This is a genomic window from Arthrobacter sp. U41 (genome assembly GCF_007679325.1).
GTDB lineage: Bacteria > Actinomycetota > Actinomycetes > Actinomycetales > Micrococcaceae > Arthrobacter.
The window spans coordinates 272,563-297,368 of the sequence record NZ_VEGI01000001.1 but is presented as its reverse complement, the minus strand read 5'-3'; the positions used below and the strand labels follow the sequence as shown (position 1 = coordinate 297,368).

At 67.5% G+C, this 24,806-nt stretch carries 24 protein-coding genes; 12 read left to right on the top strand and 12 right to left on the bottom strand.

From position 1 onward, the window contains the following. Window positions 1-49 precede the first annotated feature (49 nt). Together FS787_RS01375 and FS787_RS01370 are read right to left on the bottom strand one after the other, a co-directional pair. Window positions 50-835 (bottom strand): cytochrome c, encoded by a 786-nt coding sequence (locus FS787_RS01375; RefSeq protein WP_144670385.1) that lies wholly within the window; start codon window positions 833-835, stop codon window positions 50-52. 86 nt (window positions 836-921) lie between these two features. After that, the gene (locus tag FS787_RS01370; RefSeq protein WP_144670383.1) at window positions 922-1,500 is read right to left on the bottom strand and encodes a heme-copper oxidase subunit III; all 579 of its coding nucleotides are present in this window, start codon (window positions 1,498-1,500) and stop codon (window positions 922-924) included. Window positions 1,501-1,708: 208 nt separating this feature from the next. Between FS787_RS01370 and trpD the strand changes: the two genes are divergently transcribed. Further along, entirely contained in the window at window positions 1,709-2,767 is a 1,059-nt protein-coding gene (trpD, locus tag FS787_RS01365) for an anthranilate phosphoribosyltransferase (protein WP_144670381.1), read from the top strand. A gap of 76 nt (window positions 2,768-2,843) precedes the next feature. Here the strand turns inward: trpD and FS787_RS01360 are convergent, their stop codons facing one another. Together FS787_RS01360 and FS787_RS01355 are read right to left on the bottom strand one after the other, a co-directional pair. Beyond that, a complete protein-coding gene (locus FS787_RS01360; protein WP_144670379.1) occupies window positions 2,844-3,125 on the bottom strand; it encodes an Lrp/AsnC family transcriptional regulator in 282 nt (93 codons plus the stop codon). Window positions 3,126-3,223: 98 nt separating this feature from the next. Next, on the bottom strand, window positions 3,224-3,664 hold the full coding sequence (locus FS787_RS01355; RefSeq protein ID WP_144670377.1) for a DUF3054 domain-containing protein: 441 nt from the start codon (window positions 3,662-3,664) through the stop codon (window positions 3,224-3,226). Window positions 3,665-3,965: 301 nt separating this feature from the next. Between FS787_RS01355 and FS787_RS01350 the strand changes: the two genes are divergently transcribed. After that, window positions 3,966-6,146: an elongation factor G-like protein EF-G2 gene (locus FS787_RS01350; protein WP_144670375.1), complete on the top strand. Its 2,181-nt coding sequence runs from the start codon at window positions 3,966-3,968 to the stop codon at window positions 6,144-6,146. Between the two features lie 5 nt (window positions 6,147-6,151). Here FS787_RS01350 and FS787_RS01345 read toward each other — a convergent pair whose 3' ends face one another. Continuing rightward, a complete protein-coding gene (locus tag FS787_RS01345; protein ID WP_144670373.1) occupies window positions 6,152-8,149 on the bottom strand; it encodes a glycosyltransferase family 2 protein in 1,998 nt (665 codons plus the stop codon). A gap of 323 nt (window positions 8,150-8,472) precedes the next feature. On the opposite strand from FS787_RS01345, the gene FS787_RS01340 reads away from it, so the two are divergent. Next, entirely contained in the window at window positions 8,473-8,907 is a 435-nt protein-coding gene (locus FS787_RS01340) for a DUF5956 family protein (RefSeq protein WP_144670371.1), read from the top strand. Window positions 8,908-8,922: 15 nt separating this feature from the next. Here the strand turns inward: FS787_RS01340 and FS787_RS01335 are convergent, their stop codons facing one another. The 4 genes from FS787_RS01335 to FS787_RS17930 form a co-directional block, all read right to left on the bottom strand. Further along, entirely contained in the window at window positions 8,923-10,008 is a 1,086-nt protein-coding gene (locus FS787_RS01335; RefSeq protein WP_144670369.1) for an AAA family ATPase, read from the bottom strand. Window positions 10,009-10,080: 72 nt separating this feature from the next. Next, complete coding sequence (locus tag FS787_RS01330) at window positions 10,081-11,910, bottom strand: hypothetical protein (RefSeq protein WP_144670367.1); 1,830 nt, start codon at window positions 11,908-11,910, stop codon at window positions 10,081-10,083. A 185-nt stretch (window positions 11,911-12,095) separates the two neighbouring features. Beyond that, on the bottom strand, window positions 12,096-12,524 hold the full coding sequence (locus FS787_RS01325) for a hypothetical protein (protein ID WP_144670365.1): 429 nt from the start codon (window positions 12,522-12,524) through the stop codon (window positions 12,096-12,098). Between the two features lie 98 nt (window positions 12,525-12,622). After that, the gene (locus FS787_RS17930) at window positions 12,623-12,763 is read right to left on the bottom strand and encodes a hypothetical protein (protein WP_186329062.1); all 141 of its coding nucleotides are present in this window, start codon (window positions 12,761-12,763) and stop codon (window positions 12,623-12,625) included. A gap of 159 nt (window positions 12,764-12,922) precedes the next feature. Here FS787_RS17930 and FS787_RS01320 point away from each other — a divergent pair, with 159 nt between their 5' ends. Genes FS787_RS01320 through FS787_RS01310 form a run of 3 tightly spaced genes read left to right on the top strand, consistent with a single transcriptional unit; the run spans window position 12,923 to window position 15,971 of the window. After that, on the top strand, window positions 12,923-14,140 hold the full coding sequence (locus FS787_RS01320; RefSeq protein ID WP_144670363.1) for a type III polyketide synthase: 1,218 nt from the start codon (window positions 12,923-12,925) through the stop codon (window positions 14,138-14,140). Between the two features lie 6 nt (window positions 14,141-14,146). Then, on the top strand, window positions 14,147-14,845 hold the full coding sequence (locus FS787_RS01315; protein WP_144670361.1) for a class I SAM-dependent methyltransferase: 699 nt from the start codon (window positions 14,147-14,149) through the stop codon (window positions 14,843-14,845). Next, complete coding sequence (locus FS787_RS01310; protein WP_144670359.1) at window positions 14,838-15,971, top strand: NAD(P)/FAD-dependent oxidoreductase; 1,134 nt, start codon at window positions 14,838-14,840, stop codon at window positions 15,969-15,971. Before FS787_RS01315 ends, FS787_RS01310 begins: the two co-directional genes overlap by 8 nt. 65 nt (window positions 15,972-16,036) lie before the next feature. Here FS787_RS01310 and FS787_RS01305 read toward each other — a convergent pair whose 3' ends face one another. Continuing rightward, window positions 16,037-16,441: a nuclear transport factor 2 family protein gene (locus tag FS787_RS01305; protein ID WP_144670357.1), complete on the bottom strand. Its 405-nt coding sequence runs from the start codon at window positions 16,439-16,441 to the stop codon at window positions 16,037-16,039. Window positions 16,442-16,512: 71 nt separating this feature from the next. Here FS787_RS01305 and FS787_RS01300 point away from each other — a divergent pair, with 71 nt between their 5' ends. Next, complete coding sequence (locus tag FS787_RS01300) at window positions 16,513-17,496, top strand: hypothetical protein (RefSeq protein ID WP_260982343.1); 984 nt, start codon at window positions 16,513-16,515, stop codon at window positions 17,494-17,496. A 9-nt stretch (window positions 17,497-17,505) separates the two neighbouring features. Continuing rightward, a complete protein-coding gene (locus FS787_RS01295) occupies window positions 17,506-18,168 on the top strand; it encodes a peptide deformylase (RefSeq protein ID WP_144670355.1) in 663 nt (220 codons plus the stop codon). A 58-nt stretch (window positions 18,169-18,226) separates the two neighbouring features. Here FS787_RS01295 and FS787_RS01290 read toward each other — a convergent pair whose 3' ends face one another. Continuing rightward, window positions 18,227-20,308, bottom strand: a complete 2,082-nt coding sequence (locus FS787_RS01290) for a S9 family peptidase (protein WP_144670353.1) — start codon at window positions 20,306-20,308, stop codon at window positions 18,227-18,229. 145 nt (window positions 20,309-20,453) lie between these two features. Between FS787_RS01290 and FS787_RS01285 the strand changes: the two genes are divergently transcribed. From FS787_RS01285 to FS787_RS01270, 4 genes are all read left to right on the top strand, one after another. Then, the gene (locus FS787_RS01285; protein ID WP_144670351.1) at window positions 20,454-21,329 is read left to right on the top strand and encodes a methyltransferase domain-containing protein; all 876 of its coding nucleotides are present in this window, start codon (window positions 20,454-20,456) and stop codon (window positions 21,327-21,329) included. Window positions 21,330-21,473: 144 nt separating this feature from the next. After that, window positions 21,474-21,935 (top strand): NfeD family protein, encoded by a 462-nt coding sequence (locus tag FS787_RS01280; protein WP_144670349.1) that lies wholly within the window; start codon window positions 21,474-21,476, stop codon window positions 21,933-21,935. Between the two features lie 95 nt (window positions 21,936-22,030). Then, window positions 22,031-23,044, top strand: a complete 1,014-nt coding sequence (locus FS787_RS01275) for an SPFH domain-containing protein (RefSeq protein ID WP_260982342.1) — start codon at window positions 22,031-22,033, stop codon at window positions 23,042-23,044. A gap of 317 nt (window positions 23,045-23,361) precedes the next feature. Next, a complete protein-coding gene (locus tag FS787_RS01270) occupies window positions 23,362-23,709 on the top strand; it encodes an RNA polymerase-binding protein RbpA (protein WP_056429445.1) in 348 nt (115 codons plus the stop codon). Between the two features lie 86 nt (window positions 23,710-23,795). On the opposite strand, the gene FS787_RS01265 is transcribed toward FS787_RS01270, so the two are convergent. Beyond that, window positions 23,796-24,578 carry a polyprenol monophosphomannose synthase gene (locus tag FS787_RS01265; RefSeq protein ID WP_144670346.1) on the bottom strand — a complete coding sequence of 261 codons (783 nt, stop codon included), beginning with the start codon at window positions 24,576-24,578 and terminating at the stop codon, window positions 23,796-23,798. Between the last annotated feature and the right edge of the window lie 228 nt (window positions 24,579-24,806).

The window sequence follows — 24,806 nt, the reverse complement described above, 5'->3', positions numbered from 1 at the left end:
CAAACTGCTGACGGGTCAGCAGAAACTTCTTACAGGTGCAACAGGTGGGCTAGGACGTCCGGGACGTCAGCCAGATGGTGAAGGCGATGATGACACCGAGGCCGGCGATCCAGACAAACAGACCTTCAGACACCGGACCCAGGGAGCCCAGGTCCGCGCCGCCGGGTGAACCGTTGGCCTCAATCTGCTTAAGGAACGTGATGATGTCGCGCTTGCCCTCGGGGGGAAGGTTGGCGTCGCTGAAGACCGGCATGTTCTGCGGGCCGGTGACCATCGCTTCGTAAATGTGCTTGCTGGACACACCGCTCAGAGCCGGAGCGAACTTGCCGCGGGTCAGCGCACCGCCGGCAGCAGCGGCGTTGTGGCACATGGCGCAGTTCACACGGAACAGCTCGCCGCCTTTGGCGGCGTCACCCTGGCCATCGAGGACACTGGCCTCGGGAATGGACGGGCCCGGGCCGAGCGACGCAACATAGGCGGACAGCTGGTGGGTCTGCTCATCGTTGAACTGGACAGGCTTCTTGGGAGCCTGCGGGGCGTTCATCTGCATGGGCATGCGGCCGGTGCCGACCTGGAAGTCGACGGCGGCAGCGCCGACGCCTACCAGGGAAGGGCCGTCCTGCGTACCGCTGGCGCCCATGCCGTGGCAGGTGGCGCAGTTGGCCTCAAAGAGCTTTTCGCCTTCCTCTGCGTCGTTGGCGCTGAAGGTGGTGGTGGCTTTGGCCTGGTTGACGGTGGTGGCAACGGCGTACAGCCCACCAGTGACCAGGAGGCCCATCAGCAGCAGTGCAATCGCTGCCAGTGGGTGACGTCGCTTCTGCGAGAGTGCCTTCACGTGGTGGTTCCTTTATTCGATCCTGCGTGGGCTCCGGGAGCCGCTTCTTGAAATTCTGCCTCTTGTAGAAAAAGAGTCAAGTCTTGCTACTTGAGGACGTAGATGACCAGGAAGAGGCCGATCCAGACGACGTCGACGAAGTGCCAGTAGTACGAGGTGACGATTGCGGAGGTTGCTTCGAAGTGGCCGAACTTCTTCGCTGCGAAGGAGCGGCCCATGATGAGGAGGAAGGCAACCAAGCCGCCGATAACGTGCAGGCCGTGGAAGCCCGTGGTGATGTAGAACGCCGAACCGTAGGCGTTGGAGGAGAGCGAGACGTGCTCGGAAACGAGCATGGCGTACTCAGCCGCCTGGCCGGCCACGAAGAAGGCACCCATGATGAAAGTCAGGGTGAACCATTCGTTCATTCCCCAGCGGGTGAAGCTGAGGGGCCCGCCGCTTCGGCGCGGCTGAAGCCGCTCAGCGGCGAAGACGCCCATCTGGCAAGTAAAGGAACTTGCCACGAGGACGATCGTGTTGATGAGCGCAAAGGGGAAGTTGAGCTTGGCTGTCTCCTCGGCCCACATCAGTCCGGAAGTCGAACGGAGTGTGAAGTACATGGCGAAGAGACCGGCGAAGAACATCAACTCACTGGACAGCCAGACTACGGTTCCAACAGAAACCATGTTCGGGCGATTCAGCGTCGGGTGCGCCGGGGTACTGGGGGCATGGGTCGCAGATGTCACATAGACATTATGTCTATAAAACTCCGTCCTGCCCAACGCAAACCGCCTTTTGGGAGGACTTTTTCTACAAAGACGCGAATTCGCGCGGAAAAGTTCCCGGACCCGTTCACATTGGTCTTTGCCGTCCGCACCTCGATAGCATCAGAACGTGACTTCTCAGGCATCTGCACAGGCGGCAGGCAACACCTGGCCGCGGCTCATCAACGCCCTCATCAACGGCACGGATCTGACTGCCGGCAACACCGAGTGGGCAATGAACTCGATCATGTCCGGAGAGGCCACGCCCGCGCAGGTTGCCGGATTCCTCGTGGCGCTGCGGTCCAAAGGCGAGACCGTGGACGAGCTGGTGGGCTTGGTTGAGGCGATGATCACCAACGCCAGCCCCATTGAGATCGCAGGGCAGAAACTGGACATCGTCGGAACCGGCGGCGACCAGCAGAACACCGTCAACATCTCCACCATGGCAGCGCTGATCGCAGCCGGCGCGGGTGCCAAGGTGGTGAAGCACGGCAACCGGGCAGCATCCTCCACCTCTGGTTCCGCTGATGTCCTTGAGGCCCTCGGTGTCCGGCTGGACCTGCCCATCCCTCGGGTCGCCCTCAACGCGGAGGAAGCGGGCATCACGTTCTGCTTCGCCCAGGTGTTCCACCCCTCGATGCGCCATGCCGCCGTCGCCCGCCGGGAACTCGGCGTGCCCACGGCCTTCAACTTTCTGGGACCCATGATCAACCCGGCCCACGTGCAGGCCTCCGCGGTGGGCGTCGCCAATGAGCGGATGGCCCCGCTGGTGGCGGGCGTGCTGGCCAGGCGCGGCAGCCGCGGACTTGTGTTCCGCGGGGATGACGGGCTGGATGAACTGACCACTACCGGCCCGTCCCGGGTGTGGGAAATCCGGAACGGCGCGGTGAATGAAGAAACGTTCGACCCCGCTGATCTGGGGATTCGACGGGCAACCCTTGAGGAACTCCGCGGCGGCGACGCTGCGGCCAATGCCGCCGTCGTGCGGTCCGTTCTCGCCGGCGGCCGCGGTCCCGCGCGGGATGCGGCCTTGCTGAACGCCGCTGCCGGTCTCGTGGCCTTCGACCTGGACGCCGTCGGGCCGTTCAGCGGGCGGATGGCCGCGGCATTGAAGCGTGCGGACGAGTCCATCGAATCGGGTGCGGCCGCAGCCGTCCTGGACCGCTGGGTCGCGCTCTCGCGCAGCTGACCTGCGCACCGCCCGGGCCGGCGGCGGGGATTAGGCCGAGCAGGACAGTGCTGCCGTCGGCCCCGCCTGTGTGGCCCTACTGTTCGAAGCCGAGGGCGAAAGCCGCGTCCAGGTCGTGCTGGGAGTAGGCGCGGAAGGCGATCTGCGTGGTGGTGTGGACGACGCCGGGGACCTTGGAGAGCTTGTCCGCGATGGCGTCTGCCAGATCCTCGTGCTTCGGGACCCGGGCGATCGCAATGAGATCCCACTCGCCGGTGACGGAGTAAACCTCGCTGATGCCCTGGATGGCGGAGATCTCTTCCGCGGTCTCCGGGATGCGGGAAGCGTCTGTCTTAATCAGGACGAAAGCGGTGACCACGTGTGAACCTTTCCGGATCTGTTGCGCCGTTGCCGGCCGGTGACGGGCCCTGACGGTAGTCCCCGGAGCCCCGGCCATGTCTTTGCAAGCCTAGTCCATCAGGGCTTTCCGCGGCGTGTGTTTCGCCGCCGGATGACCGCGGCCACCAGGCGGTATCCGAGCAGCAGCAGCCCCAGGCTGAGCAGCGCCACGATCACGAACGGCAGGACCACCGTTTGCCCGGTGACGGCCCGCAGGAGCATGCCAACAGTGACCGCGCCGAGCCAGACGCCGACGCCGGCCGGCCAGAGAGCCAGCGGTGATCGCCAGATTCGCAAGGCCAGCCAGGTCACCGCAGCGCCGGCCAGGAACGGCCAGGCGGTGGCGAGCACGCCGGTAACGACGTCCCCGCGCTGATGGGCGTCACGGCCGATGGCCGCGAAAAGGAGAATCAGTGCCGCGTCGGCGCATGCAGCCAGCACGGCTGTCCGCCTGGCTGCCGACGCCGGGGCCGGTCCGGTCGCGGCGGGGCGGGGGAGCGGCGGCGTTGAAGAAGGCATGCTCCAAGCCTATCCGGGTGCGGCACTAGGACCGTTGCGCCCGGCGATCACCGTGCGCTTCGAAATCATGGGGCGGACTTTCACGGCCTTGTACGGGGGACCGGCAACCATTGCGGTCCTGCAGAAGGCTGACGACGGAAGCTACGCCCGGGGCCGCGCACGGAAGGCCGTGACGTTGCGGCGGACTTGGCTTTGCATCTTGCCGTCCCATCGCCGCAGGGTGTCCAATCCATATAGGCGGCTCCGTGCCGCGCCATGGCCTGAGGGGGGCGGGTCGACAGCTGCACACCAGGAGGTTCCCATGCCTGCCAAAGACGCAAAGGCTCCGGCGAAGGCCGCCGCCCGGGGCACTTCTGAACTGCGGCGCGCCGACGCCGCCGATGCCCTGCCGCCCGAAGAGCCGGATCAGATCCGGAATGTGGCGCTGGTGGGCCACTCCGGAGCAGGCAAGACAATGCTGGCCGAGGCGCTGCTTGCCGCAACCGGTGCCATTTCGCGGAAGGGGTCGATCGCCGAAGGCACCACGGTCGGCGACTCGGAGCCGGCCGCTGTCCACCAGCAGCGATCCGTCGCCCTCTCCGTGGTGCCGGTGACGGCCGGCGGCATCAAAGTGAACCTCCTCGATACCCCGGGCTACCCGGATTTTGTCGGGGAATTGCGGGCAGGGCTGCGCGCGGCCGACGCGGCGTTGTTCGTAGTGTCGGCCGTGGACGGCATCGACGCTGCCACAACGGCACTCTGGGGCGAGTGCCAGCGACTCGGGGTGCCGCGGGCAGTGGTGATTAGCCGCCTGGATCATCCGCGGGCGGATTTTGACGCCGCCCTCGATAGGTGCCAACGGGCCTTCGGGGACTCGGTGGTGCCGCTGTATCTTCCGGTCAGTAAGGGGACAGAAGTCACCGGCCTGTTGGGCCTGCTCTCGGGCACCGTTTCGGAGCAGCCGCCGGATAATGCGCCGTCCGTGTTCCGGAACACGGACGACGTCGAGCGTGTCGCCTCGGAAGCGGCCCGGGGAACCCTGATTGAAGGGATCATTGCCGAAAGCGAGGACGAGTCGCTGATGGAGCGGTACCTTGACGGCGAGGAAATCCCGCAGGAGGTCCTGGTCAGCGACTTGGAGACGGCTGTTGCCCGGGGCTCCTTCCATCCGGTGATCGCCACATCCGCCGAGACCGGCGTCGGCCTGGCCGAACTGCTGGAGGTGATGACGCGGGCCTTTCCCGCACCCACCGAACGACCCCGCCCCGCCGTGTCCCATCTTGACGGGGCGCCCGCGGAGACACCGGACTGCGACCCCGCCGCCCCGCTGCTGGGCGAAGTGGTGCGCACCACCACCGATCCTTTCCTGGGCCGTGTGTGCCTCGTCCGGCTCTTTGCCGGCACGCTGCGGGAGGACTCGGCCGTCCACGTGGCCGGCAGGGGCCTGGCGGACCGGGGCCACGTCGATCACGACAGCGATGAGCGGGTCTCCCACCTGTATTCGCCGCTGGGAGCCAGCTTGCGGCCTGTGCCGTTCAGCGTCGCGGGGGACATCTGCGCCCTGACGAAGCTGGGGCCGGCCGAGACCGGGGACACGGTTTCGGCCAAGGAATTTCCGTTGCTGATCCAGCCGTGGGAGATGCCGGAGCCGCTGCTGCCCGTTGCCGTGGAAGCGGCCTCCCACGGTGATGAGGATGCCCTGGCGCGCAGCCTGGGAAAGGTGGCCGCGGGCGATCCGGCGCTCCGGGTGGAACGGAACGCCGAAACGCACCAGCTGGTCCTCTGGTGCATGGGGGAGGCGCACGCGGACGTGGTCCTGGGCCGGTTGCGCGAGCAGGGCGTGAACCTGCGGACCGTCGACATTGTGACCCCGCTGCGGGAAACTTTTGCCGCTCCTGCCGCAGGCCACGGGCGGCACGTGAAGCAGTCGGGCGGCCACGGCCAATATGCCGTCTGTGACATCGAGGTTGAGCCGCTGGAGCGGGGTGCCGGCTTCGAGTTCGTGGACAAGACCGTGGGCGGGGTGATTCCGGGCCCCTTTATCACCTCGGTGGAGAAGGGCGTGCGGGCACAGATGCAGAAGGGTGTCTCCGCGGGTTTCCCGGTAGTGGACATCCGGGTGACTCTGCTCGGCGGCAAGGCGCACAGTGTGGATTCGTCGGACGCGGCCTTTCAGGCCGCCGGTGCGCTGGCCTTGCGGGGAGCCGCCGCAGCCGGCCGGATCCAACTGCTGGAACCCGTCTCGGCGGCGACGATCGCCGTCGCCGATGAGCACGTCGGCGCTGTGATGAGCGATCTGTCGTCGCGCCGGGCGCGGCTGACCGGAACGACGTCCACCGGGGGAGACCTGACCGAAATCAGCGCCGAGGTGCCGGACCAGGAGCTGGTGCGCTACGCCGTCGAGCTGCGCGCCCTGACATCGGGCAGCGGCCGGTTCAGCCGGAGCTACCTGCGCCACGAACCCGTGCCGCCGGCCGCCGCGCGGACGGCGGCGAAGGACTGAGCAGGTCAGCGGCCGCGCAGTGAAGCCGCCGCGGGGACTCCGGCCGGGAAGTCCGGCAGGGCACCGGCGGGAGTGTGGAAGATCCACATCGACAGCACCCGGTAGGCGTCCCAGTCGCCGTCGGCTGCGCGCAGCGACGCCACCTGGGAACCGTCCGTCTCGTCCGTGACCCTGATCACCTCCAGGCGGACCGGCGGTGCGCCCGGCAGGCCGAGCGGGACAAAGCCCGTCGGGGGCAGTGTTCCCTGCGGGAAGCGCACGGCAGCGCCGCCGACGGAAACGTCGAGAAGGTCGCCCCGGACGCCGTCGCTCTCCACGGGGGCGTCCACCTCGAAGCGGTGGGCGTTGCGGCGCGACGTAGCGAATTCCGCGGCGCGGATTCGCCGGGTGCCGAGGACCAGCACAACGCCGGCCAGAACCAGCCACGCACCGGAAGCCACAGTGGACCCCGGAGTAGTGCGCCAGGGAACCAGTCCGGCGAGCCCGGCCGCAGCGTAGAGGATCACGAGGCTGATCAGCACCACCATCACGATCAAGATGCGCGGTGTCCGGCCGCGGAGGCGGTCGTCGGCGGCACCCTTGGGCGTGACTTCAAAGTGGAGAATGTTCCGCGTGATGAGCCACCACAGGCATGCCAAACCCACTGGTACGCGGAAGATGCGCAGCGCGAAGGCGGTGGGCCAGTGAATCTCCTGGCGCATCAGCCGTTTGGAACCCCACAGCCGGATGGTGAACATGGCGATGAAGACGCCGGTAAACAAGAGGGGGCCCGCCGTGGACGTCTGGGCGCCGGAGAGCATCACCAGCACCGGAATGAGGAAGGCGACCAGGGTGGCGATGCCTTCGAGCCACCAGAGTGTTCCGTTGAGGTACTCGTGGTAGTTCCGCCAGGACATCCAGCTCTTCGCCGCCCAGAGCTTTTCGTGGACCAGGATCTGCATGGCCCCCATTCCCCAGCGCCGCCGCTGGAGGAGGTACTGGTCCGGGGTGGCCGGGGCCAGCCCCACAGCCAGGGTCTGGTGGTGGTAGACCGTTTTCCAACCGCGCCGGATGAGTTTGAGGGTGGTGTGCATGTCCTCGGTAATGGTCTCCGTTGCCACCCCGCCGACCTCCCGGAGGGCGCTGACCCGCAACAACGACGTCGATCCGCACCAGAACGGCCCCGCGCCCGGCACGTTGCGCGAGGGCATCATGACGTTGAAGAACATGCCCTGTTCGCCGGTGATGCCGTCGTCGTCGAACGCGCCTCCGTTGTAGAACGACTGCGGCCCCTGAATGAGGGCCACCTCGTCGTCAGCGAACCAGCCTAGCGTGGCGGTCAGGAAGGTGGGCAGCGGTACGTGGTCGCAGTCCAGGACGGCAATGATGTCGATCCCCGGGGCGCCCGCGGCCTCTTCGGCCGCCATCAGGTCGAGGGCATGGTTCATGTTGCCGGCCTTGGCGTGATCATGGACGTGGCGCCGGACGTAACGGGCACCGTAGGCGGCGCACATCTCCTCCACCCACGGCCGGTCGCCGTCGTCCAGAACCCACGTCTCGTGCTCCGGGGCGAGTTCGCAGGCAGCGGCGACCGTGGGTGTCAGGACCTCGATTGGTTCGTTGTACGTCGGGATCAGGACCGCCACGCGCATTCCGTGCGGCGCCTCGTCCACCGGCGCCGGCGGGTGGCTGTCGATGTTCCAGACTGCCCACGCCTTCAGAACCAGGCCTGTCAGCGGCAGCGCTTCGAAGGTCAGCAGGATCCACGCGATGGTGAGGTTCCATTCGCCGGAGGGCAGGGTGAAGAGCACGCGCCAGACCAGGTAGAGAATCAGGGCCGCGATCGCGGCGAGGGCGCCCGCGTGTGCCAAGTGACGGGAGCGCGGAGCCTCGAGTCCGGGACTTCCCAGCCGGGCGGCCCAGCCGGCAATGCCCGCTTTGGCCAGGGCTTTGGCTTTCGGCGGGGCGGCTGGCGGAACGGCGGACAGTTCTTGTGTGCGTAGCCGTACGTCGTCGCGGGACACGGCATCTCCTGAGCTAGATTGTTGCCCCCAACGGCCTCAGCGTATCAACGCGTGGGGCGGAAGTAATCTCGTGGGGCAGAAGCTGCGTTAAAGCTTCGGGTTCTGCGGCGATTAAGGGGTCGGGGCCGATTGCGGGCGACGGCTCCGGCGTCGGCAATTCCGGTACCGGTCCCGGCCGAGGGTGGCGCACCGCCGGCTTACCGGTGATGATGATTCCAGTGTCCCGAAGTTCAGCGCTTGCCCCGTGGCACTGTTCACCGGTGAGCCGACACCCGCGGACAGGCTAGTTCAGATGCGCGGGCGGCCGGAGGAAGGAATAGCCAGTGTGGAGCGACGTTCAGGAAGGCGAGCCCTCAGCATCCTGGGCGGAGCTGCCTGAAAACGGCTGGGGGGCGCTTATGGGGTGGGCCGCCGGCCGGGACAACCTGCGCCGCTGCCCGTCCTCGGACGCGGGCAGGACGGTCACCGGCTACATCGAGGACGCTAGTGGGCGGACACCGTTCGAGGAGCCGTTTACCGCTGCCGACCGGGAAGGCGTCGATGATGATATCGACATGTACCTGGGGGACGCGGGCGTCCCTCCGCGGCCGAGGGGGTTTGTCTGGATGATCCGCGTTCCGGACGGATCCATCTCACCCGGGGCCTTTTTGTCCGACGTTGACGGCGCAGTTCTTCGGGCGGCAAACTCCGTCACGCATCCAAAGCAGTGGTTGCCGGTGTTCACCGACGTTCTCCGCGACTTTTACGCGCGGGGGTAGCTGCTCACTGCACGATCAGCTTCGGAGGTAATGGCGCAGGCCTGGAATGGCGAAGTCAACCTTTCCGTAGCCGGCTGATTCGATGAGGCCCGCGGCGATGAGCCTGTTTCGGTACTTCGAGACCACGTTGGGTTTGGAACCAATGGCGTGCCCGATCTGGGCGGCGGTCGATGCGCCGTCCTGCTCGGCCATGGCGTCCAGGAATGCGCGGTCCTTCTCAGAGATGTCAGACAGCGCGGACTCCACGACCACGAGTGTGTTGCGTCGGTGAGAGGCTGTGATGGCCATCTGAACATTGTCCGCGTTGAGGGTCCACCCCGCCTTGTCCGCTTCCATCCAGAGGTAGTAGCCGACGAGCTGGATGAGGAAGGGGTAGCCTTCAGTGGCCTCCGCCGCCTCGGTGATGTGGGCGGGGGAGACGTTGATGCCGCTCCGACGGAAAAGCTCCCGGTATGACGCAGTGACTTCGGTGATGGCCGCCTCGTGAAGGTTTATCCTGTCGGCCCGGCGGAGGAAGGTCGCGACTCCTTCGTTGAGCAGATCCGACACGGCGGAGGGGAGCCCGGCGAAGATCAGGCCGATGGGCAGCCCTTGACGGATGAAGTGCTGAACGTCCGCGGCCAGCTGGGAGATTTCCGCGCGGTCGACGGCGTGAATCTCGTCAATGGTGATGACCAGGCCCGTGCCTTTTGCTTGCAGCAGCCCCAGCAGCTCCTCTCCGGTCCGACGCCAGTCCGGAGCGCGCTCCTGGGGGAGCTGGGTGGTCAGCCCAAACCCTGCGGCAGAGAAGGCGGTGATCTTCCGGGTGGGCGGGCCGTCGCCGAGCTCGTCGAGCAGGCGGAGCATGTCGTCGCCGATCCTGGCAAGGAATCCGGGGTTGGCCGTCCGGGAGATGACGGCCCAGCCATGATCCCTTGCGATTTCTTCCGCGGCGCTCAACATGACGGTCTTCCCGATGCCTCTGGCTCCGGTGATGATGGTGAGAAGTCCCGGAGCGCCCGAGCCCTGGCGGAGGCCGTACTCAAATTCGTCCAACAACCCGGCGCGCCCGACCAGGTCCGGCGGCGTGGCACCGGCCGTCGGTTTGAAGGGGTTCTGCACAGGACCTCCTGGGTGAATCGGGGTGAATCCGGGTGAAACCGGTGAAACTGGTGAAACTCCCGTCAGCCTACATCAAACCGTGGTGGGCCCTGGCACCCAGCGGAGTGCCGAGGGGCGGGGTGAGCTCAGGTAGTTGGCCTTCCTGTAGGTGGCTACGACGTGGACGAACCGGTCCCGGTCGTAGCGGGTGAGCAGGTAGCTCGGGCCCGTGGCTCCGGCGATCGGCTTCCCGTTCCGGTACCACTGCCAGGTCACGGAGGTCGCTGCGGGGGTCGACAGGGTCACCGAGGCCCGAAGGAGCTGGCCGGCGGTGTGGGTGCCGCGGACAACGGGGGCGGGAAGCTTGGTGAACACCGCCAGGGGCTTGATGGCCCGCGAGACCACGCTGAGGTCGACCGTGTTTGCCCGCTTGAACGTGACCTTGAAGGTGATCTGGCGCCACTGGTCGGCCGCCGTCAGCCGGTACGAGGTGCCCCTGGCCCCGATGATCGGTCTCCCGTCCCGATACCACTGGTAGAGCGCGGTCGACGGCGACGGCGAGGTGTAGCTCGTCCGCGCGCTCAACACGTACCCGACGACCGTGGAGCCCACGATCCAGGCGGGGCCGCTGGTGAAGTAACCGGGCGGGAGGACCGCGGCCGAGGCAGGGCTGGAAGCCTGGACGTACCCGTTCCTGCCGTAGAAGACCCGGACTGTGATTTTGTGGCCGCCGTCGTCCCGAGTGAGCCGGTAGGTCGGGTCCGTCGAATGGTCGGTGAGGCGCTGTCCGTCGCGGTACCAGACGTACTGCACGCTTTCCGGTGCGGGGGTCGGGGCGGTGCCGGGAACCGCGGTCAGCAGTTGGCCCGCCACCGCCGTGCCCTTGATGGTGGGTGTCGACGGGGTAGTGAACCGTCCGTAGACCCGCACGGCTTGGTTGAAGGAGCTTGCTTTGGATTGTCCGACGTAGCCGGCGGCCACAGGGGTCACAGCGACTCTGATGTCCCGGCCGATGTCCTCGGGGCGCACGGTATAGGTGGGGGCTGTTGCCCCTGCGATGTGCTGAACCCAGGTGGAGGACCCGCCGTAAGTGGGGTAACCCCATTGGTAGGCGTACGTCATGCCGGCCGGGGCCGGCTCCTGTGTGGCCGGGGCGGAGGCCTTCAGTATGGTCCCGGGAAACGCGGGGGCCGAGCCGGTGGCGTAGGTAATGACGGGCTCGGCAGCGAGGTTCAGGTAGCCGCGGAATGCCGGCGCGAAGGCGACTGTGTCACTGACTGGCCGGTAACCCGGTGCGGTGAACTCTGCGGCGGCGGTGAGTCTCCTGCCGAAGTCATCGTCTGTGACCGTGTACTCCCCGGCTGTGGCGCCGGGGATCGGCTCTCCGTCCCGATACCAGGCATAGGTCCTTGCGACCGGAACCTGCAGGGTAGGCAATCCGCTCAGATAGACGGAGTATCTGATGGATTTGCCCACGATCGGCTCGCCACTTGCCGCTGCGCTGATCTCGAGGCGGCCAATGACAGGGGCGGTTTCGGCTGAGGTTATGACGACCGGGTCCTGGCCATCGACTGTGGCGGTGACGCGGACAGAGATTCTGGCGCCGAAGTCTTCCGGCTGGGGGCGGAAGCTGGAGTACGGCCCCAGATAGGGATAGGGGATGGCGTCGCCGTCGCGCAGGTACTCGTACCGCAGCGCACCAGCCGGTGCCGTCGGGGAAATCCGTGCGGTCAAGGACCCGTAAACCACGGGGTCGCCTTCGAGCGTCACGGTCGTGGCTGCGGCAGTTGTCTCGGACCGGGTGACCGGTTCGTTGGCCACGGCGGCGGGTGCCGGGGCAACAAAGACGGAGAGGACTGCGACGGCGCACAGCGCGGCCAGGGCACGGCGCGCGCGTCCGGGCAGGACAGAAGATGGACTCACGAAAGATTCCCCCAGGTCAGCGTCGGCTGAGGAGCAGCCACACGAATTACCGCTGACAGTATCCGAGAGAAACGTGCGGCACCAGCATTTTCCCGTCCGGCCATCCGCACACTGACCTAAGCCCGCTTCAGGGCGCATCACGGGCGGGCTGACAGCGGCGCCTCGGGACTGATTCCGGGGGTCGCTTACTCGGCGTCCGCGGCTCCGCGGTGGTACCCCGTGCAGTCTTTCACCATGAGGATGAGGGTCGTGGCCATGCCGAGCACGGCTATGGTGATCGGGACGTAATCCTTGTTGTGGAGGATGGCGAACGCTCCCTCCGGAATGGCGGGCGCGATCGTCATAACGGCCAGCAGCCAGCGCAGCGTGAACCCGCGGCGTCGTCTCTCTCCTGGACGGAGGGCCTCGGCGACGGACAATCGGAGAGCCGTGTCTGCCGGCGCGCCACCGCCGATGATGATGGCTGCCCCGGTAACGGCGAAGACGGAGCCCAGGAGGTACTGGCCGAGCGGGAGCGATGCCACCATCCCGATGAGACCGACGAACGCCCCGGAGACCACGAGTAGTTGGGCGCGTTTGACGGCGACGGGCGTGCGCGTGGCGGCGGCGGTCATGTGGTCCTGTTCTGTTGGGGGAGATGACGTATGGTTCACGCCCCGGGGCCTGGTGTGGCGGGGCGGGGAAATAGAGTGACAGTACGCGTGCAGTGAGGCTATGTTACTGCGTCGCCACGGCCCACCTCCGAGTCACCCGCGATGTCGAATTCGGTGGTGATCCGGGCGGAGGAGCGGACGAACCCGTGGGCGCAAATCCTGTGCCACGCCCAGGACCCGGAGGACGGGATATCAAGCATCAGATGCCTCAGGAACATTTCTACTTTACATAATGTTGATTATCGGCGTTCTGATACAAGTCGAGAGGGGCCCCTGAGTGGCGCCTGCTAACGATGCTTTCCGGGCATTCGAACCGGCCGATCCATTGTCTTCTGCGCCGACCTCGCTGAGAATGAACCATGACGGTCTACCTGAGGTCCCTGGAAACTGCTGTCCCGCCAACTGTCTTGGTCCAAACCGAAGCCCGGGATGTCTTTGCGGCCCAGCCGGGCCTCACCAGGCTGGGCACCCGATTAGTCGGCACGTGCTTTGACTCCGCCGCCATCGACACCCGCTACACGGCCGTTGCCGAACTGACCAAAAATCACCGCGCGGACAATCCGCTGTTTTTCGACGCCGGCACGGGTCTAGTGCTCAGTCCCAGCACCAAGGTGCGCAATGACATCTTTGCCACCGAGGCCACCAAGCTCTTTATTGAGGCGGCCCAGAAGGCCTTGGATGCCAGCCCTGGAACCAATCTACTTGACATAACTCATCTCGTCACAGTCTCCTGTACCGGGTTTTTCAACCCCGGCCCGGACTACAAAATCGTCCGGGCCCTCGGCCTGAATCCCGCGGTGCAGCGCTACCACCTGGGTTTTATGGGCTGCTATGCGGCATTCCCGGCGCTGCGGGCGGCCAAATCATTCTGCGAGGCCGATCCGGACGCCGTTGTGCTGGTGGTCTGTGCCGAACTCTGCTCCCTGCACGTGAGGACCTCGAACGATCCGGACACCATCATGGGGTCGGCGCTCTTTGCCGACGGCGCGGCAGCGGCCATCGTGACCGCGCGTGAGGACCCGGAGCAGCCTGCCCTGATGCAACTGGACCACTTCGAAACGGTCCTGACGCCAGTCGGTGAGGAATCCATGGCCTGGAACATCGGAGACGAAGGCTTCGAGATGGTCCTGGGCAACTACGTCCCGCACATCATCGATGACCACATCATCGGCGCCCTGGAACCGCTCCTCTCCCGGGAAGGCAGCCTGCTGGGACTCCCCTACCGCGACATCCGGCACTGGGCCATCCACCCCGGCGGCCGCAGCATCCTGGACAAGGTGCAGTCCAGGCTGGACCTGACCGACGAGCAGCTGGTCCCGGCCCGGGAAACCCTGCGCAACTTCGGGAACATGAGCAGCGCCACCGTGCTGTTCGTGCTCCGCCACATCCTCGACCAGGCGCCGGCAGAGGCCGACGACGGCGGCGGGGAACGGATCTGCTCCATGGCGTTCGGGCCGGGACTGACCGTGGAAACCGCGCTGTTCACCAAACTCACCAGCCCGGCACGCGATGAGTCGACACAAGCGGCCCGGGACGCGGCCTCCCCCTCCGCCCAGCCGGAATCGGCCCTGGCCTGAGAACCGGTGGAACTGCTGCGGGAACGGGCGGCCCACGCCGTCGAGGAAATGGACCTGCCCGGCTGCGACCCGGACAAGCTGGACCGCACCTACGCCCAGTTTGCCCTGGTCAATCGGGCCGTCTCCGGCTGGCGCGGCATCTACCTCCGCCAGCTCAGGCCCCGCCTCCGCCAGGGCGCGCCGGCCACCCTGCTGGACATCGGCTGCGGGGGCGGGGACGTGCCGGTGATGCTCTCGCGCTGGGCGGCCCGGGACCGGCTCCGCCTGGAAATCACGGCGATCGATCCCGACCCGCGCGCCAGCCGCTTCGCCGCGGAACGGCACCGGGGCTCGGGCGTGACGTTCCGGCAGGCCACGGCGGCGGACCTCGCCGGTGAGGGGCAGACCTTTGACCTGGTGGTGTCCAACCATGTGCTCCACCACCTGGCGGAGGACGAGCTTCCGCTGTTCCTGGCCGAGTCTGCGGGGCTGTGCCACGGCAAGGTCATCCACAACGACCTTCGGCGCAGCCCTGCCGCCTACGCCCTGTTCCTCGTCGGCGCGCTGCCCTTAACAGGCTCCTACATCAGGCAGGACGGCCTCACCTCCATCCGTCGCAGCTACACCGATGCGGAGCTTCAGGCCGCCGCTCCCCCGGGCTGGAAGGTCCTCCGGCGCGCCCCGTTCCGTAACCTGCTGATTCTCGACCAGGCCGCCCGTGGTTGATGTCCTGGTGATCGGCGGCGGGCCGGTGGGACTGTTCATGGCTGCGTTACTGCTCCAACAAGGTGTGAGCGTCCGGATCCTGGAGCAGCGGACCGGCGCCGAACCGCACTCCCGGGCGATCGGCATCCATCCCCCGTCGCTGGATGCGCTCCAGGGAATCGGCGTGGCGCCGGCGCTGGTGGCGGAGGGGGTCCCGATCAGGCGAGGCCTCGCCGTCGGCGGCGGCAGGACGCTCGCGGAGATGTCCTTTGCAGGCGTCTCCGACAGGTTCCCGTATGTCCTGTCGCTGCCGCAGGCACGGACGGCGGCCATTCTGGAAGACCGTGTCCGGCAGCTTGACCCCGCAGCCCTGCACCGCGGTGTCCGGGTCACACGGCTGCACGACGACGGCGGCCAGGTCATCGTGGACGCCACGACGGGAGGCGGGGAGGTCCGGTACACGGCGGCCTTCGCCGTCGCCGCCGACGGAGTCCGCTCCACCATCCGCCCGCAGCTGGGTGTTCCGGTCCGCGCGAAGGACTATCCGGACCGCTACCTGATGGGCGACTTCGCCGACACCACCGGGTACGGTCCCGACGCAGCCCTGTTCCTGGAATCCGAGGGGATCGTAGAGTCCTTTCCGCTGCCGGGAAACTTGCGCCGCTGGGTGGTCCGCCTCGCGGCGTCCGACGGTGCCGGAGACGCCCGCTGGCTCGGGCACAGAATCCGGGAACGGACCCGGATCGACGTCGACCCCGCCAGCAACAGCATGCTGAGCAGCTTCGGCGTACGCTCACGGCTGGCCGGCCGGATGGTGACCGGCCGCACGGTCCTGATCGGGGACGCCGCCCACGAGATCAGCCCCATCGGAGGCCAGGGCATGAACCTGGGCTGGCTCGACGCCGCCGCCCTGGCCCCGGTGGTGGTCGCCTCGCTGCACGGGGCGCACGTGGGGACGGCACTCCGGGCCGTTGAAGGCGACCGGATGATTGCGGCCGCCCGGGCGGCCCGGCAGGCCGAAATCAACATGGCGCTGGGGCGGCCCCTGCCGGCCGGACCATTGTCAGTGCGGAACCGGGCCCTGGCTGCGGCAGCTTCGGTACCTGCTGTCAACGGATTCGTGGCCCGCCGGTTCACCATGCAGTGACAGGCCATGCAGCGACAGGACATGCAGTGACAGGCCCGGGCAGTGACGGGCCCGGGCACGAAGGCTCAGGCGGGCGTGAAGTAGCAGTCGTAGCTGTCCTGGCTGACGATCTGCCCGTCCCGGACCTCGAAGACGGACGCGATCCGGGCGCGGATGACCTCTCCGGCGTCCCAGTGCGGCAGGTCCATCAGCACGGTGGCCGTCCACTCGGCTTCCACCACCACCCGGGTGCCTTCACATGTGGTGCGCCGTACGTCGAAGCGCTGCCCCGAGATCACGTCGTGCGCCGCAGCCGCGCCGGCGAGGGCCTCGTCGCGGTTCCGTGTCGCACCGGCCGGGGCCAGCAGGTGGGGCGCCTCGGTCAGGGTGTAGTCCGCGGCCAGGAACGGAGCGATGTCCTGTGCCCCGCTGCCGCGTTCAAGAGCGTGCAACAGGCCGAGGACGCATGCCAAGGGGGTGGGTGACGTCATGGCTCGAGACTAACGGAATTCCCCCGTCCGGGGCCGGACGCACGGCTCCGCGCCGGGAATACACTGACCCCATGGGCTGTATACCTACACCCCGGGTCCACCCGCTCCGACGTCCGGCCGGCGGATCCGGAGTCTTCAGGTTGTTCATCGCTGCGGCGGCCGCGGCGGCCATCGCAGCGACTGTGTCGTGCAGCGCGGGGACATCCGTTCCCGGAGAACCTTCCGCGACGCCCCCCGCAGCGGCAGGCCCGGCGGGAACAGACGTCCCGGTCACAGCCGAGATCAACCAGCTGCGCGACAACTACAGCCGCCGGATCATCTCCATCCGGCTGACCAACACCACCGCCCGCCCCGTGACCGTGCTCGGCGCACGTGCATCCAGCCCGCTGTTCTCCGGCACCCTCGACTGGCCGGCGTCACCCGGCGGAATCGAACTGCCCCCGGGCCAGACGAAGATCCTGCCCGCACCATTGAGCGCCCCCGACTGCGGGCCTCCCGCGACCGGACCGAATGGGGACGCCACGGTGACACTGCAGCTGGCCGAAACCAACGCAACCCGGCCCGCAGCGACGGTGCCGGCCACCGACCCCCATGGCGTGCTGAGCCGGAACAACGCGGAAATGTGCCTCGCCCTGGCGGTCTCCGCCGTCGCCGGGATCCGGCTGGATCCGGAACTGGAAGTGTCGGCTGACGGGCAACGTGCCGTGCTGGGGCTCGCCATCACCCCGCGGAGCACCCCCGGTTCCGCGCATCCCGGTCTGTCGGGAACCCTGACACTTCACCGGGTGGGCGGGACCACCCTGATTGGGGAAGACCCGGCGGTTCCCTGGCCGCGTTCCGTCGCGATCCGCGCAGGCGGGTCCACCCAGCACTTCCGGCTGGGGATCCGGCCCGCACGCTGCGATCCGCACGCCATTGCGGAGGACAAGGTGGGGACCCTGCTGCCACTCAGGGTGTCCGCCGGCGGACGCGACGGTGTTGTGAAGCTCGACGCTGGTGCGATGCTCCGTGCACGGATCCATGACTTTGTTTCAACCGCTTGCGGACGCCAGTAGTCTGTTGGCATGTCACCTGACGCCAAGCCGACTGACTACAGCGCCGCCCGCATCCATGAAACCGTCCAGCAGATCCTGACCGCCGGGCTACTCCCCACCATTGTCCAGGCGGGACATCCGGTGCTCCGGCAGCTCGCAGCGCCGTTTGACGGCCAACTGAACGACGCCGAACTCGGCCAGCTGATCGACCTCATGCGCAGCGTCATGCACAAGGCTCCCGGCGTCGGCCTTGCGGCACCACAGCTCGGCATTCCGTTGCAGATCGCGGTCCTGGAGGACCAGTTCGACGTCGATCCCGAGGTCGCCGCTGCCCGCGGCCGGGAGCCGCTGCCGTTCTTCGCCATGCTCAACCCGTCCTTTGCGCCGCAAGGCGCTTCCGCCGTGGCGTTCTACGAAGGGTGCCTGTCCGTGAACGGACTTCAGGCCGCCGTGGTCCGGCCCGAGGCGGTGGGGCTCGACTTCACGGCCCCGGACGGAAGCGCGCAGCAGCGGGAATTCAGCGGCTGGCAGGCGCGGATTGTCCAGCACGAGACCGACCACCTGCACGGCATCCTGTATCTGGACCGGGCCGAGCTGCGGTCCATCAGCAACAACGCCGAGTACTCCGCACGCTGGTCCCAGCCCGATATCAGCCTCGCCCGGGAAGAACTGGGGTTCCTCCCGGGCGCCTGATCCGCCGGATGGGCCCGGGCAGGTGCCGACCGCCGCCGCCTCTGGGTTGTGTGTTGCCTTAGGGCCGCGCCGCAGGCGCCGGGTTCTCCGCCGTCGGAAGGTAACGGGCCCACCACTGCAGGATGTGGTCGAAACGCTGCTTGCGGTGGTGCGGCGTCCCGGAGCGGGAAAGTTCGTGGTTCTCCCCCGGGAAGACCAGGAACGCGGCCTCCACGCCCAGCTGTTTGAGCGCGGTGAAATACCGCTGGCCCTGCTCCACCGGGCACCGGAGGTCCTCTTCGCTGTGGATGACCAGGGCCGGCGTGCGGACCTGTTCCACCCGGGCCATCGGGCTTTGCGCGGCCATCTGTTCGGCGGTGCGGCCGGTGTACTCCCCGCCGAAGAACCAGCCGATGTCGGAGGAACCGGTGAAACTTACGGGATCCAGGAAACCACGTTCCACAATGGCAGCCTTGAAACGGTGGTCGTGGCTGATGGTCCAGGCGGTGAGGTAGCCGCCGTAGGAGCCTCCCATGATGCCGAGCGAACCCTCGTCAAGATCCTCGAATTTTCCGAGCGCACCGTCGAGGAAGGCCAGGACGTCCTGCATGTCCAAGGTGCCCATCTTCTCCTTGATGGCCCGCCCGTGGGCCTGGCCGTAGCCGGCGGAACCGCGCGGGTTGCACATCAGGACGGCGTAGCCGGCCGCGGCGTAGACCTGGGCCTCGTCGAAGAGGGCCCCGGTGAACTGGGCAAACGGGCCGCCGTGGATGTTCAGCAGGACCGGGTGGGGTCCCCGGCCCGGCGGCCGCACCAGCCAGCCGTGGACGGGGTAGCCGTCGGCTGAAGGGAACGTCAGCTCCACCGGCTCAACGATTCCGGCGTCCGAGCGGAGCTGTGCGGAGAAATCCGTCAGCACGCGGAGCTGCCCGCCGTCGAACACCGCCACGTCCCCGGAGGTTCCCGCGTCGGCGAAACTGACCACAAGCGATCCGCCGCGGGCCGCGGCGCCGCTGACGGTACGTTCGCCCTGGACCAGGGCCTGGTGGTTCCCGGAGGCCCGGAACTCGTGCAGCTCCACCGTGCCGCGGGCATTGTTCAGCAAAAGCACGGAATCGGGCCCGCGCAGTTCGATCTTGCCGTTGCAGCCGAGGTCCATGGTCTCGACGTCGCTGAGGCGTGTGGCGTCCCCACCGCCTGACGGCATCACGTAGAGCGCGGTGTTGCGCGCCACGAAGTCCTGCCCCGACTCGCCGAGGTCCTGGGCGAGGAAGAAGATCCACTGCCCGTCCTCCGACTGGCGGACGGCGTGGATGGACTGCCGGCCGGTATTGTCCGCGACGACGGGCTCCGGCTCCGCTCCCCCGGCGCCGTCGCCTACCGTGAGGCGGTAGATGCCGGTGGCGAGATCGGCGTCGCTGCCTTCATGCAGGGCGGCCGTGAAGTAAATGGTTTGTCCGTCGGCGCCGAAGCATGCGCCGTTGTGGTCTGTTGCGGCAGAGGTCAGCTGCTGCGCGACCGGCAGCAGCCCGGCTGATTCGGCGTTGCCGCGGCCGGGTGATCCCCCGCCCTCTGCGGCGGCCTTCAACGCCCGGCCCTTGGGTGCCACCTTGGGTTCGGCCCCGGGGTCCGGAACCTCCACGAGGAACAGCTGAACCGGTTTGTCCGCGGTGTACCCGACGCCGTTCATCCGGTACTGGTAGTCCGTGATCAGCCGGGCATCCTCACCGCCGGCGGAGATCCCGTCGGTGCTGCCGTAGCGGCCGTCGTCCGGCACCCGGGCACCATAGACAATGCGCCGGGAATCGGGTGACCATGCGAACGCCGACACGCCCAGCGGTGCGTCGGTGACGGGCTGCGGCTCGCCGCCGTCGGCCTCCACGATGTGGAGCTGGGGCTTGCCGGCCTCGGCGGCCCGCAGGAACGCCAGCACGCGGCCGTCCGGCGAGAAGTCCGGCGCGGTGTCGCGGAATCCGCGGGTCAGGCGGCGCGGGGCGCGGCCGGGGTTCGGTGGGGAGTCCAGCGGCACCGTCCACAACTGGCCGACGTAAGCGTCGGCGTCGAAGTCGGGCCGCAGCACCGACACGACGGCGCGGCCGCCGTCCGGATGCACGGCGGGGGCGGAGACGGACTTGAGCAGCGGCAGATGTTCGGATTTCACGTGAGCGAGCCTAGCCGCAGTTTTCCCGGTAGTGAAATAGCTCACGTCGGCGGGTCCGGACCTGTGGCGGCGCGGCGGCATCCGCCCGCTGTGCAGGTCCGGCCGGAGGCCCCGCCCGGACGTTACCGCCCCTAGGATGGACAGTATGCCCGCCGATCCCGCCACGTCCTTGCTGTGCCCGGTCTGCCGGGACCCCCTGGGATTCAGCGACGCCGCGGGCCGTTCACTGGTGTGCCCGGCCGGGCACAGCTTCGACGCGGCCAAACAGGGATACTTCAACTTCCTCGTCGGCAAAGGCACCGTTTTCGAGGCGGACGCCGCCGACATGGTGGCGGCACGCTTCGACTTCCTCTCCGCCGGCCACTACCGGCCGCTTGCCGATGCCGTGGCGGAGCGGGCGGCCGCGGCCCTCGCCGGCGACGCGGCGGGAAGCCCGGGGACGGTCCTGGACGCCGGAACCGGGACCGGTCACTACCTCCGGGCGGTCCTGGACCGGCTGGCGCACGACGGCGTAAGCGCCGGAGCCATCGGCCTGGACATTTCAAAGTTCGCGCTCCGCCGGGCGGCCCGGCTGAACCCGGACGCCGTCAACGTCGTCGGCGACGTGTGGCAGCCGCTGCCGCTGGCCGACCACGCCGTCGACGTCGTCACCGTGGTGTTCGCTCCGCGCAACGCCCCGGAGTTCGCCCGCGTGCTGCGCCCGGGCGGGAGGCTCATTGTCGTGACACCGCGGCCGGGCCACCTTGCGGAGGTTGCCGGCCAGGCCGGCATGCTCGGCATCGACCCGGCCAAGGACGAACGGCTTGCTGCCTCGCTCGGAGGACACTTCGCCGCGCTCTCCACCGACCACCTGGACGTACCCCTCTCGCTGTCCCCCGACGACGTCGCCCGGCTGGCCCTCATGGGCCCGGCCGGGCATCACCTGGACCGCGGCGCCCTGGCGTCCCTCGCGGCGACGCTCCCCCCTCTTACGGCCGTGTCCGCCCGGTTCCGGATCAGCGTTTTCGAGCCCCGCCACTGACTCCCGGCATACCCGGAGGTAACGACTTGGCCACGTTCGCCACCTGATTTCCGCTGCCCTCCGCTGGCGTTGCCGTTCGGCTTAGTATGGAAAGACAGTTACTGAGGGTCTGCGCCTGCAGCCCCCGTGGCGAAGGGGGAAACGATGTTCGAATGGCTACCCGAAAACTGGTGGGCCCTGTGGCTCACGGTCTTCCTGGTTTTTGCCGTGGTTGAAATGATCACCCTGGACCTGTTCTTCATCATGCTCGGCGGCGGCGCCCTCGCCGGGCTGGTCGCTTCGCTGGCCGGAGCCGACCTTGGCCTGCAGATCGTGGCTTTCTGCGTGGTTTCGCTGCTGATGATCGGCTTCGTGCGGCCCGTCGCCCTCAAACACCTCCACAAGGGCCCGGCCGACCGCCGGAGCAATGTGGAACGCCTCATCGGCGAATCCGCCCTGGTGATGGAGCCGGTCAGCGCCAGCGGAGGCCTGGTCAAGATCGGCGGCGACGTCTGGAGCGCCCGCTCGGAAACCGGAGTCCTGGCGCCCGGACAGCATGCGGTCGTCAGTGCGATCGACGGCGCCACAGCGGTCGTCGCGCCGCAGCCGGAAACCGCAACTCAATAGCGCCACAAGTATTCCGGCGGCCGACACCGGCGCCGGGCATGCGGCGGCACACCGCCGCAGACCATAGCAAGACCAATCTGGGGAATAGGTGATGTATGGATATCGCAGTCGCAATCGTGCTGCTGGTTCTCGTTGCGTTCGTAATAATCGTGCTGGTCCGGTCGGTGCGGATCGTTCCGCAGGCCCGGGCCGGCGTCGTCGAACGGCTGGGCAAGTACCAGCGCACGCTGAACCCCGGCCTCACGATCCTGATCCCGTTCGTGGACCGGCTGCTGCCGCTGCTTGACCTGCGTGAACAGGTGGTCTCCTTCCCGCCGCAGCCCGTGATCACCGAGGACAACCTGGTCGTCTCGATCGACACGGTGGTCTACTTCCAGGTGACCGACGCGCGTGCGGCCACGTACGAGATCGCCAACTATATCCAGGCGGTGGAGCAGCTCACCACCACAACGCTGCGAAACGTCGTCGGCGGCCTGAACCTCGAAGAGGCCCTGACCTCGCGTGACCAGATCAACGGGCAGCTGCGCGGCGTGCTGGACGAAGCAACCGGCCGCTGGGGCATCCGTGTCTCCAGGGTGGAGCTCAAGGCGATCGATCCGCCCCACTCCATCCAGGACTCCATGGAGAAGCAGATGCGCGCCGAACGTGACCGCCGCGCCGCCATCCTTACAGCGGAAGGTACCAAGCAGTCCGCCATCCTGACCGCCGAGGGCCAGCGTCAGTCATCCATCCTGAAAGCCGAGGGCGACGCGAAGGCGGCGATCCTCCGTGCCGACGGCGAGGCACAAGCCATCCAGAAGGTGTTCGACGCCATCCACAAGGGCAACCCGGATCAGAAGCTCCTGGCCTACCAGTACCTGCAGACCCTCCCGAAAATCGCCGAGGGCTCCGCGAACAAGCTGTGGATCATCCCCAGCGAGGTCGGCGAAGCCCTCAAGGGCATCGGCAGCGCGCTGGGCGGCAGCAAGGACGGCCAGCCCAACGACAGCCTGTTCGGTCCGGATTCCGACGCCGCGGCGGAACCCGCGCCGGCCCGGGCGGCTTCGCCGGCACCGGCAGTAGGATCCGCCACCGGCACCGCTGGCATCCCGGCCACGCCGGAGGCATAAGTAACGCGCAGGAACGGGGTGGCATCCGCACGGCGGGTGCCTCCCCGTTCTGCTGCCCAAAACATCCGACGCCGGGGCGCAGGCTTTACCGGGGGTGTCTTCTACCCGTATAGTTGAGTATTTGTCCGGCTGGTTCACTCCGGTGGAACAATTTAGCTTCTCTAAGCGTTGAATCCTGTGACGACTTTTCACGTGCGGGTCTGTGGTATCCGGTGATATCCGGTGATTCAGCGCAATGCAAACAGCAGTCCGGTGCGGCCTCGCGGCCCCCGGCGAACGCAGGGCATGACCCTGCGAACCGAATAGAGGGAGAAAAGATGAGCGATCGCAGCCTGCGGGGTATGCGCCTTGGCGCACAGAGCATGGAAACCGAATCCGGTGTCGAGCCGGCTCCGCGCCAGCGCGTTGAGTACCGTTGCGAGGACGGCGAACAGGTGTTCGTGACCTTCTCTTCCGAAGCGGAAATCCCCCCGGTCTGGGTATCGAAGACAGGCAAGGAAGCCCTGCTCGTCGACGGCGAACGCCCCGTCAACCTCAACGAGAAGGCAGTCCGCACACACTGGGACATGCTCCTGGAACGCCGCTCATTGCCTGAACTCGAGCAGATCCTTGAGGACCGCCTCACGATCCTGCGCGAACGGCGCGGCGAACGCCGCTCCGCCTAGGCAGCCCGCGCACCAGCCACAAGGGCCGGGCCCGCACCGTCATGACTGACGGTGCGGGCCCGGCCCTTGGTTTATGCCGGCAGCGCCTAGGCTTTGGTGCTGGTGGACTTGCCCGTGAACCTGTCGGTCACCTTGTTGCGGGGCAGCTTCCCGGTAAGGGTGTTCCAGCGGGCCGTCAGGCCCCACTTGGTGACATTGATCATGGCCTCGACCACGATGTTTCCGCTCATCTTCGAGGCGCCCAGCTCCCGCTCGACGAAGGTGATGGGGCGTTCGACGATGGTCAGCCCGAGCTTGGCCACTCGCCAGGCCAGGTCCACCTGGAACCCATACCCCACCGAGTCGACGGTGTCCAGGTTCAGTTTCTCCAGCGTGCTCCGGCGGAACGCACGGAAACCGCCGGTGACGTCCTTGATCTTTACGCCCAGCATGATCCGCGCGTAGGTGCTGCCCACCCGCGAAATCGCCTGCCGGTACAGCGGCCAGTTGACCACGCTTCCGCCCGGGACCCAGCGGGAGCCCATGGCGAGGTCCGCGCCCTGTTCCACGGCTTCGAGCAGCTGGGGAAGTTGCTCCGGCTGGTGCGAACCGTCGGCGTCCATTTCGACGAGGATGTCGTAACCGGCGTCAAGGCCCCATTTGAACCCGGCGATGTAGGCGGCACCCAGGCCGGCCTTGCCGGCGCGGTGCAGGACATGGACCTGGCTGTCCTCTGCGGCCAAGCGGTCCGCCAGCTGCCCGGTACCGTCGGGGCTGTTGTCGTCGACAACCAGGACGTCGGAGCCCGGCACGGCAGTGCGGAGGCGCCCGAGCGTCTTGGGCAACGATTCCAGCTCGTTGTAGGTCGGGATGATGGTGAGGACACGCACAGCGGGCCTTTCCTTGAAGGGAGCGGTCAAGCGCCGGGCGGTCTGCGGATAGCGGACACACGGCGCAACTTTCCATTATAGGGAGTCGCCGGGCCCGCGCGGGCCGAAGCCGGATTCCGGGGCAGGTCCACCCGCTTCGGGCCAGTACCGGCGGGACGCGAAACACGCCGCCGAACCGTTTTCTGCTGCGAAGTGGACCCGCCCCCTGGGAATACCCATGGCCACAAC

Excerpts from the sequence above, each read along its gene's own strand:
- FS787_RS01370 (WP_144670383.1), bottom strand. The coding sequence starts at position 1,500 with ATGGTTTCTGTTGGAACCGTAGTCTGGCTGTCCAGTGAGTTGATGTTC.
- FS787_RS01355 (WP_144670377.1), bottom strand. The coding sequence starts at position 3,664 with ATGCCTTCTTCAACGCCGCCGCTCCCCCGCCCCGCCGCGACCGGACCG.
- FS787_RS01350 (WP_144670375.1), top strand. The coding sequence starts at position 3,966 with ATGCCTGCCAAAGACGCAAAGGCTCCGGCGAAGGCCGCCGCCCGGGGC.
- FS787_RS01325 (WP_144670365.1), bottom strand. The coding sequence starts at position 12,524 with ATGACCGCCGCCGCCACGCGCACGCCCGTCGCCGTCAAACGCGCCCAA.
- FS787_RS17930 (WP_186329062.1), bottom strand. The coding sequence starts at position 12,763 with ATGCTTGATATCCCGTCCTCCGGGTCCTGGGCGTGGCACAGGATTTGC.
- FS787_RS01320 (WP_144670363.1), top strand. The coding sequence starts at position 12,923 with ATGACGGTCTACCTGAGGTCCCTGGAAACTGCTGTCCCGCCAACTGTC.
- FS787_RS01305 (WP_144670357.1), bottom strand. The coding sequence starts at position 16,441 with ATGACGTCACCCACCCCCTTGGCATGCGTCCTCGGCCTGTTGCACGCT.
- FS787_RS01300 (WP_260982343.1), top strand. The coding sequence starts at position 16,513 with ATGGGCTGTATACCTACACCCCGGGTCCACCCGCTCCGACGTCCGGCC.
- FS787_RS01295 (WP_144670355.1), top strand. The coding sequence starts at position 17,506 with ATGTCACCTGACGCCAAGCCGACTGACTACAGCGCCGCCCGCATCCAT.
- FS787_RS01285 (WP_144670351.1), top strand. The coding sequence starts at position 20,454 with ATGCCCGCCGATCCCGCCACGTCCTTGCTGTGCCCGGTCTGCCGGGAC.
- FS787_RS01280 (WP_144670349.1), top strand. The coding sequence starts at position 21,474 with ATGTTCGAATGGCTACCCGAAAACTGGTGGGCCCTGTGGCTCACGGTC.
- FS787_RS01275 (WP_260982342.1), top strand. The coding sequence starts at position 22,031 with ATGGATATCGCAGTCGCAATCGTGCTGCTGGTTCTCGTTGCGTTCGTA.
- FS787_RS01270 (WP_056429445.1), top strand. The coding sequence starts at position 23,362 with ATGAGCGATCGCAGCCTGCGGGGTATGCGCCTTGGCGCACAGAGCATG.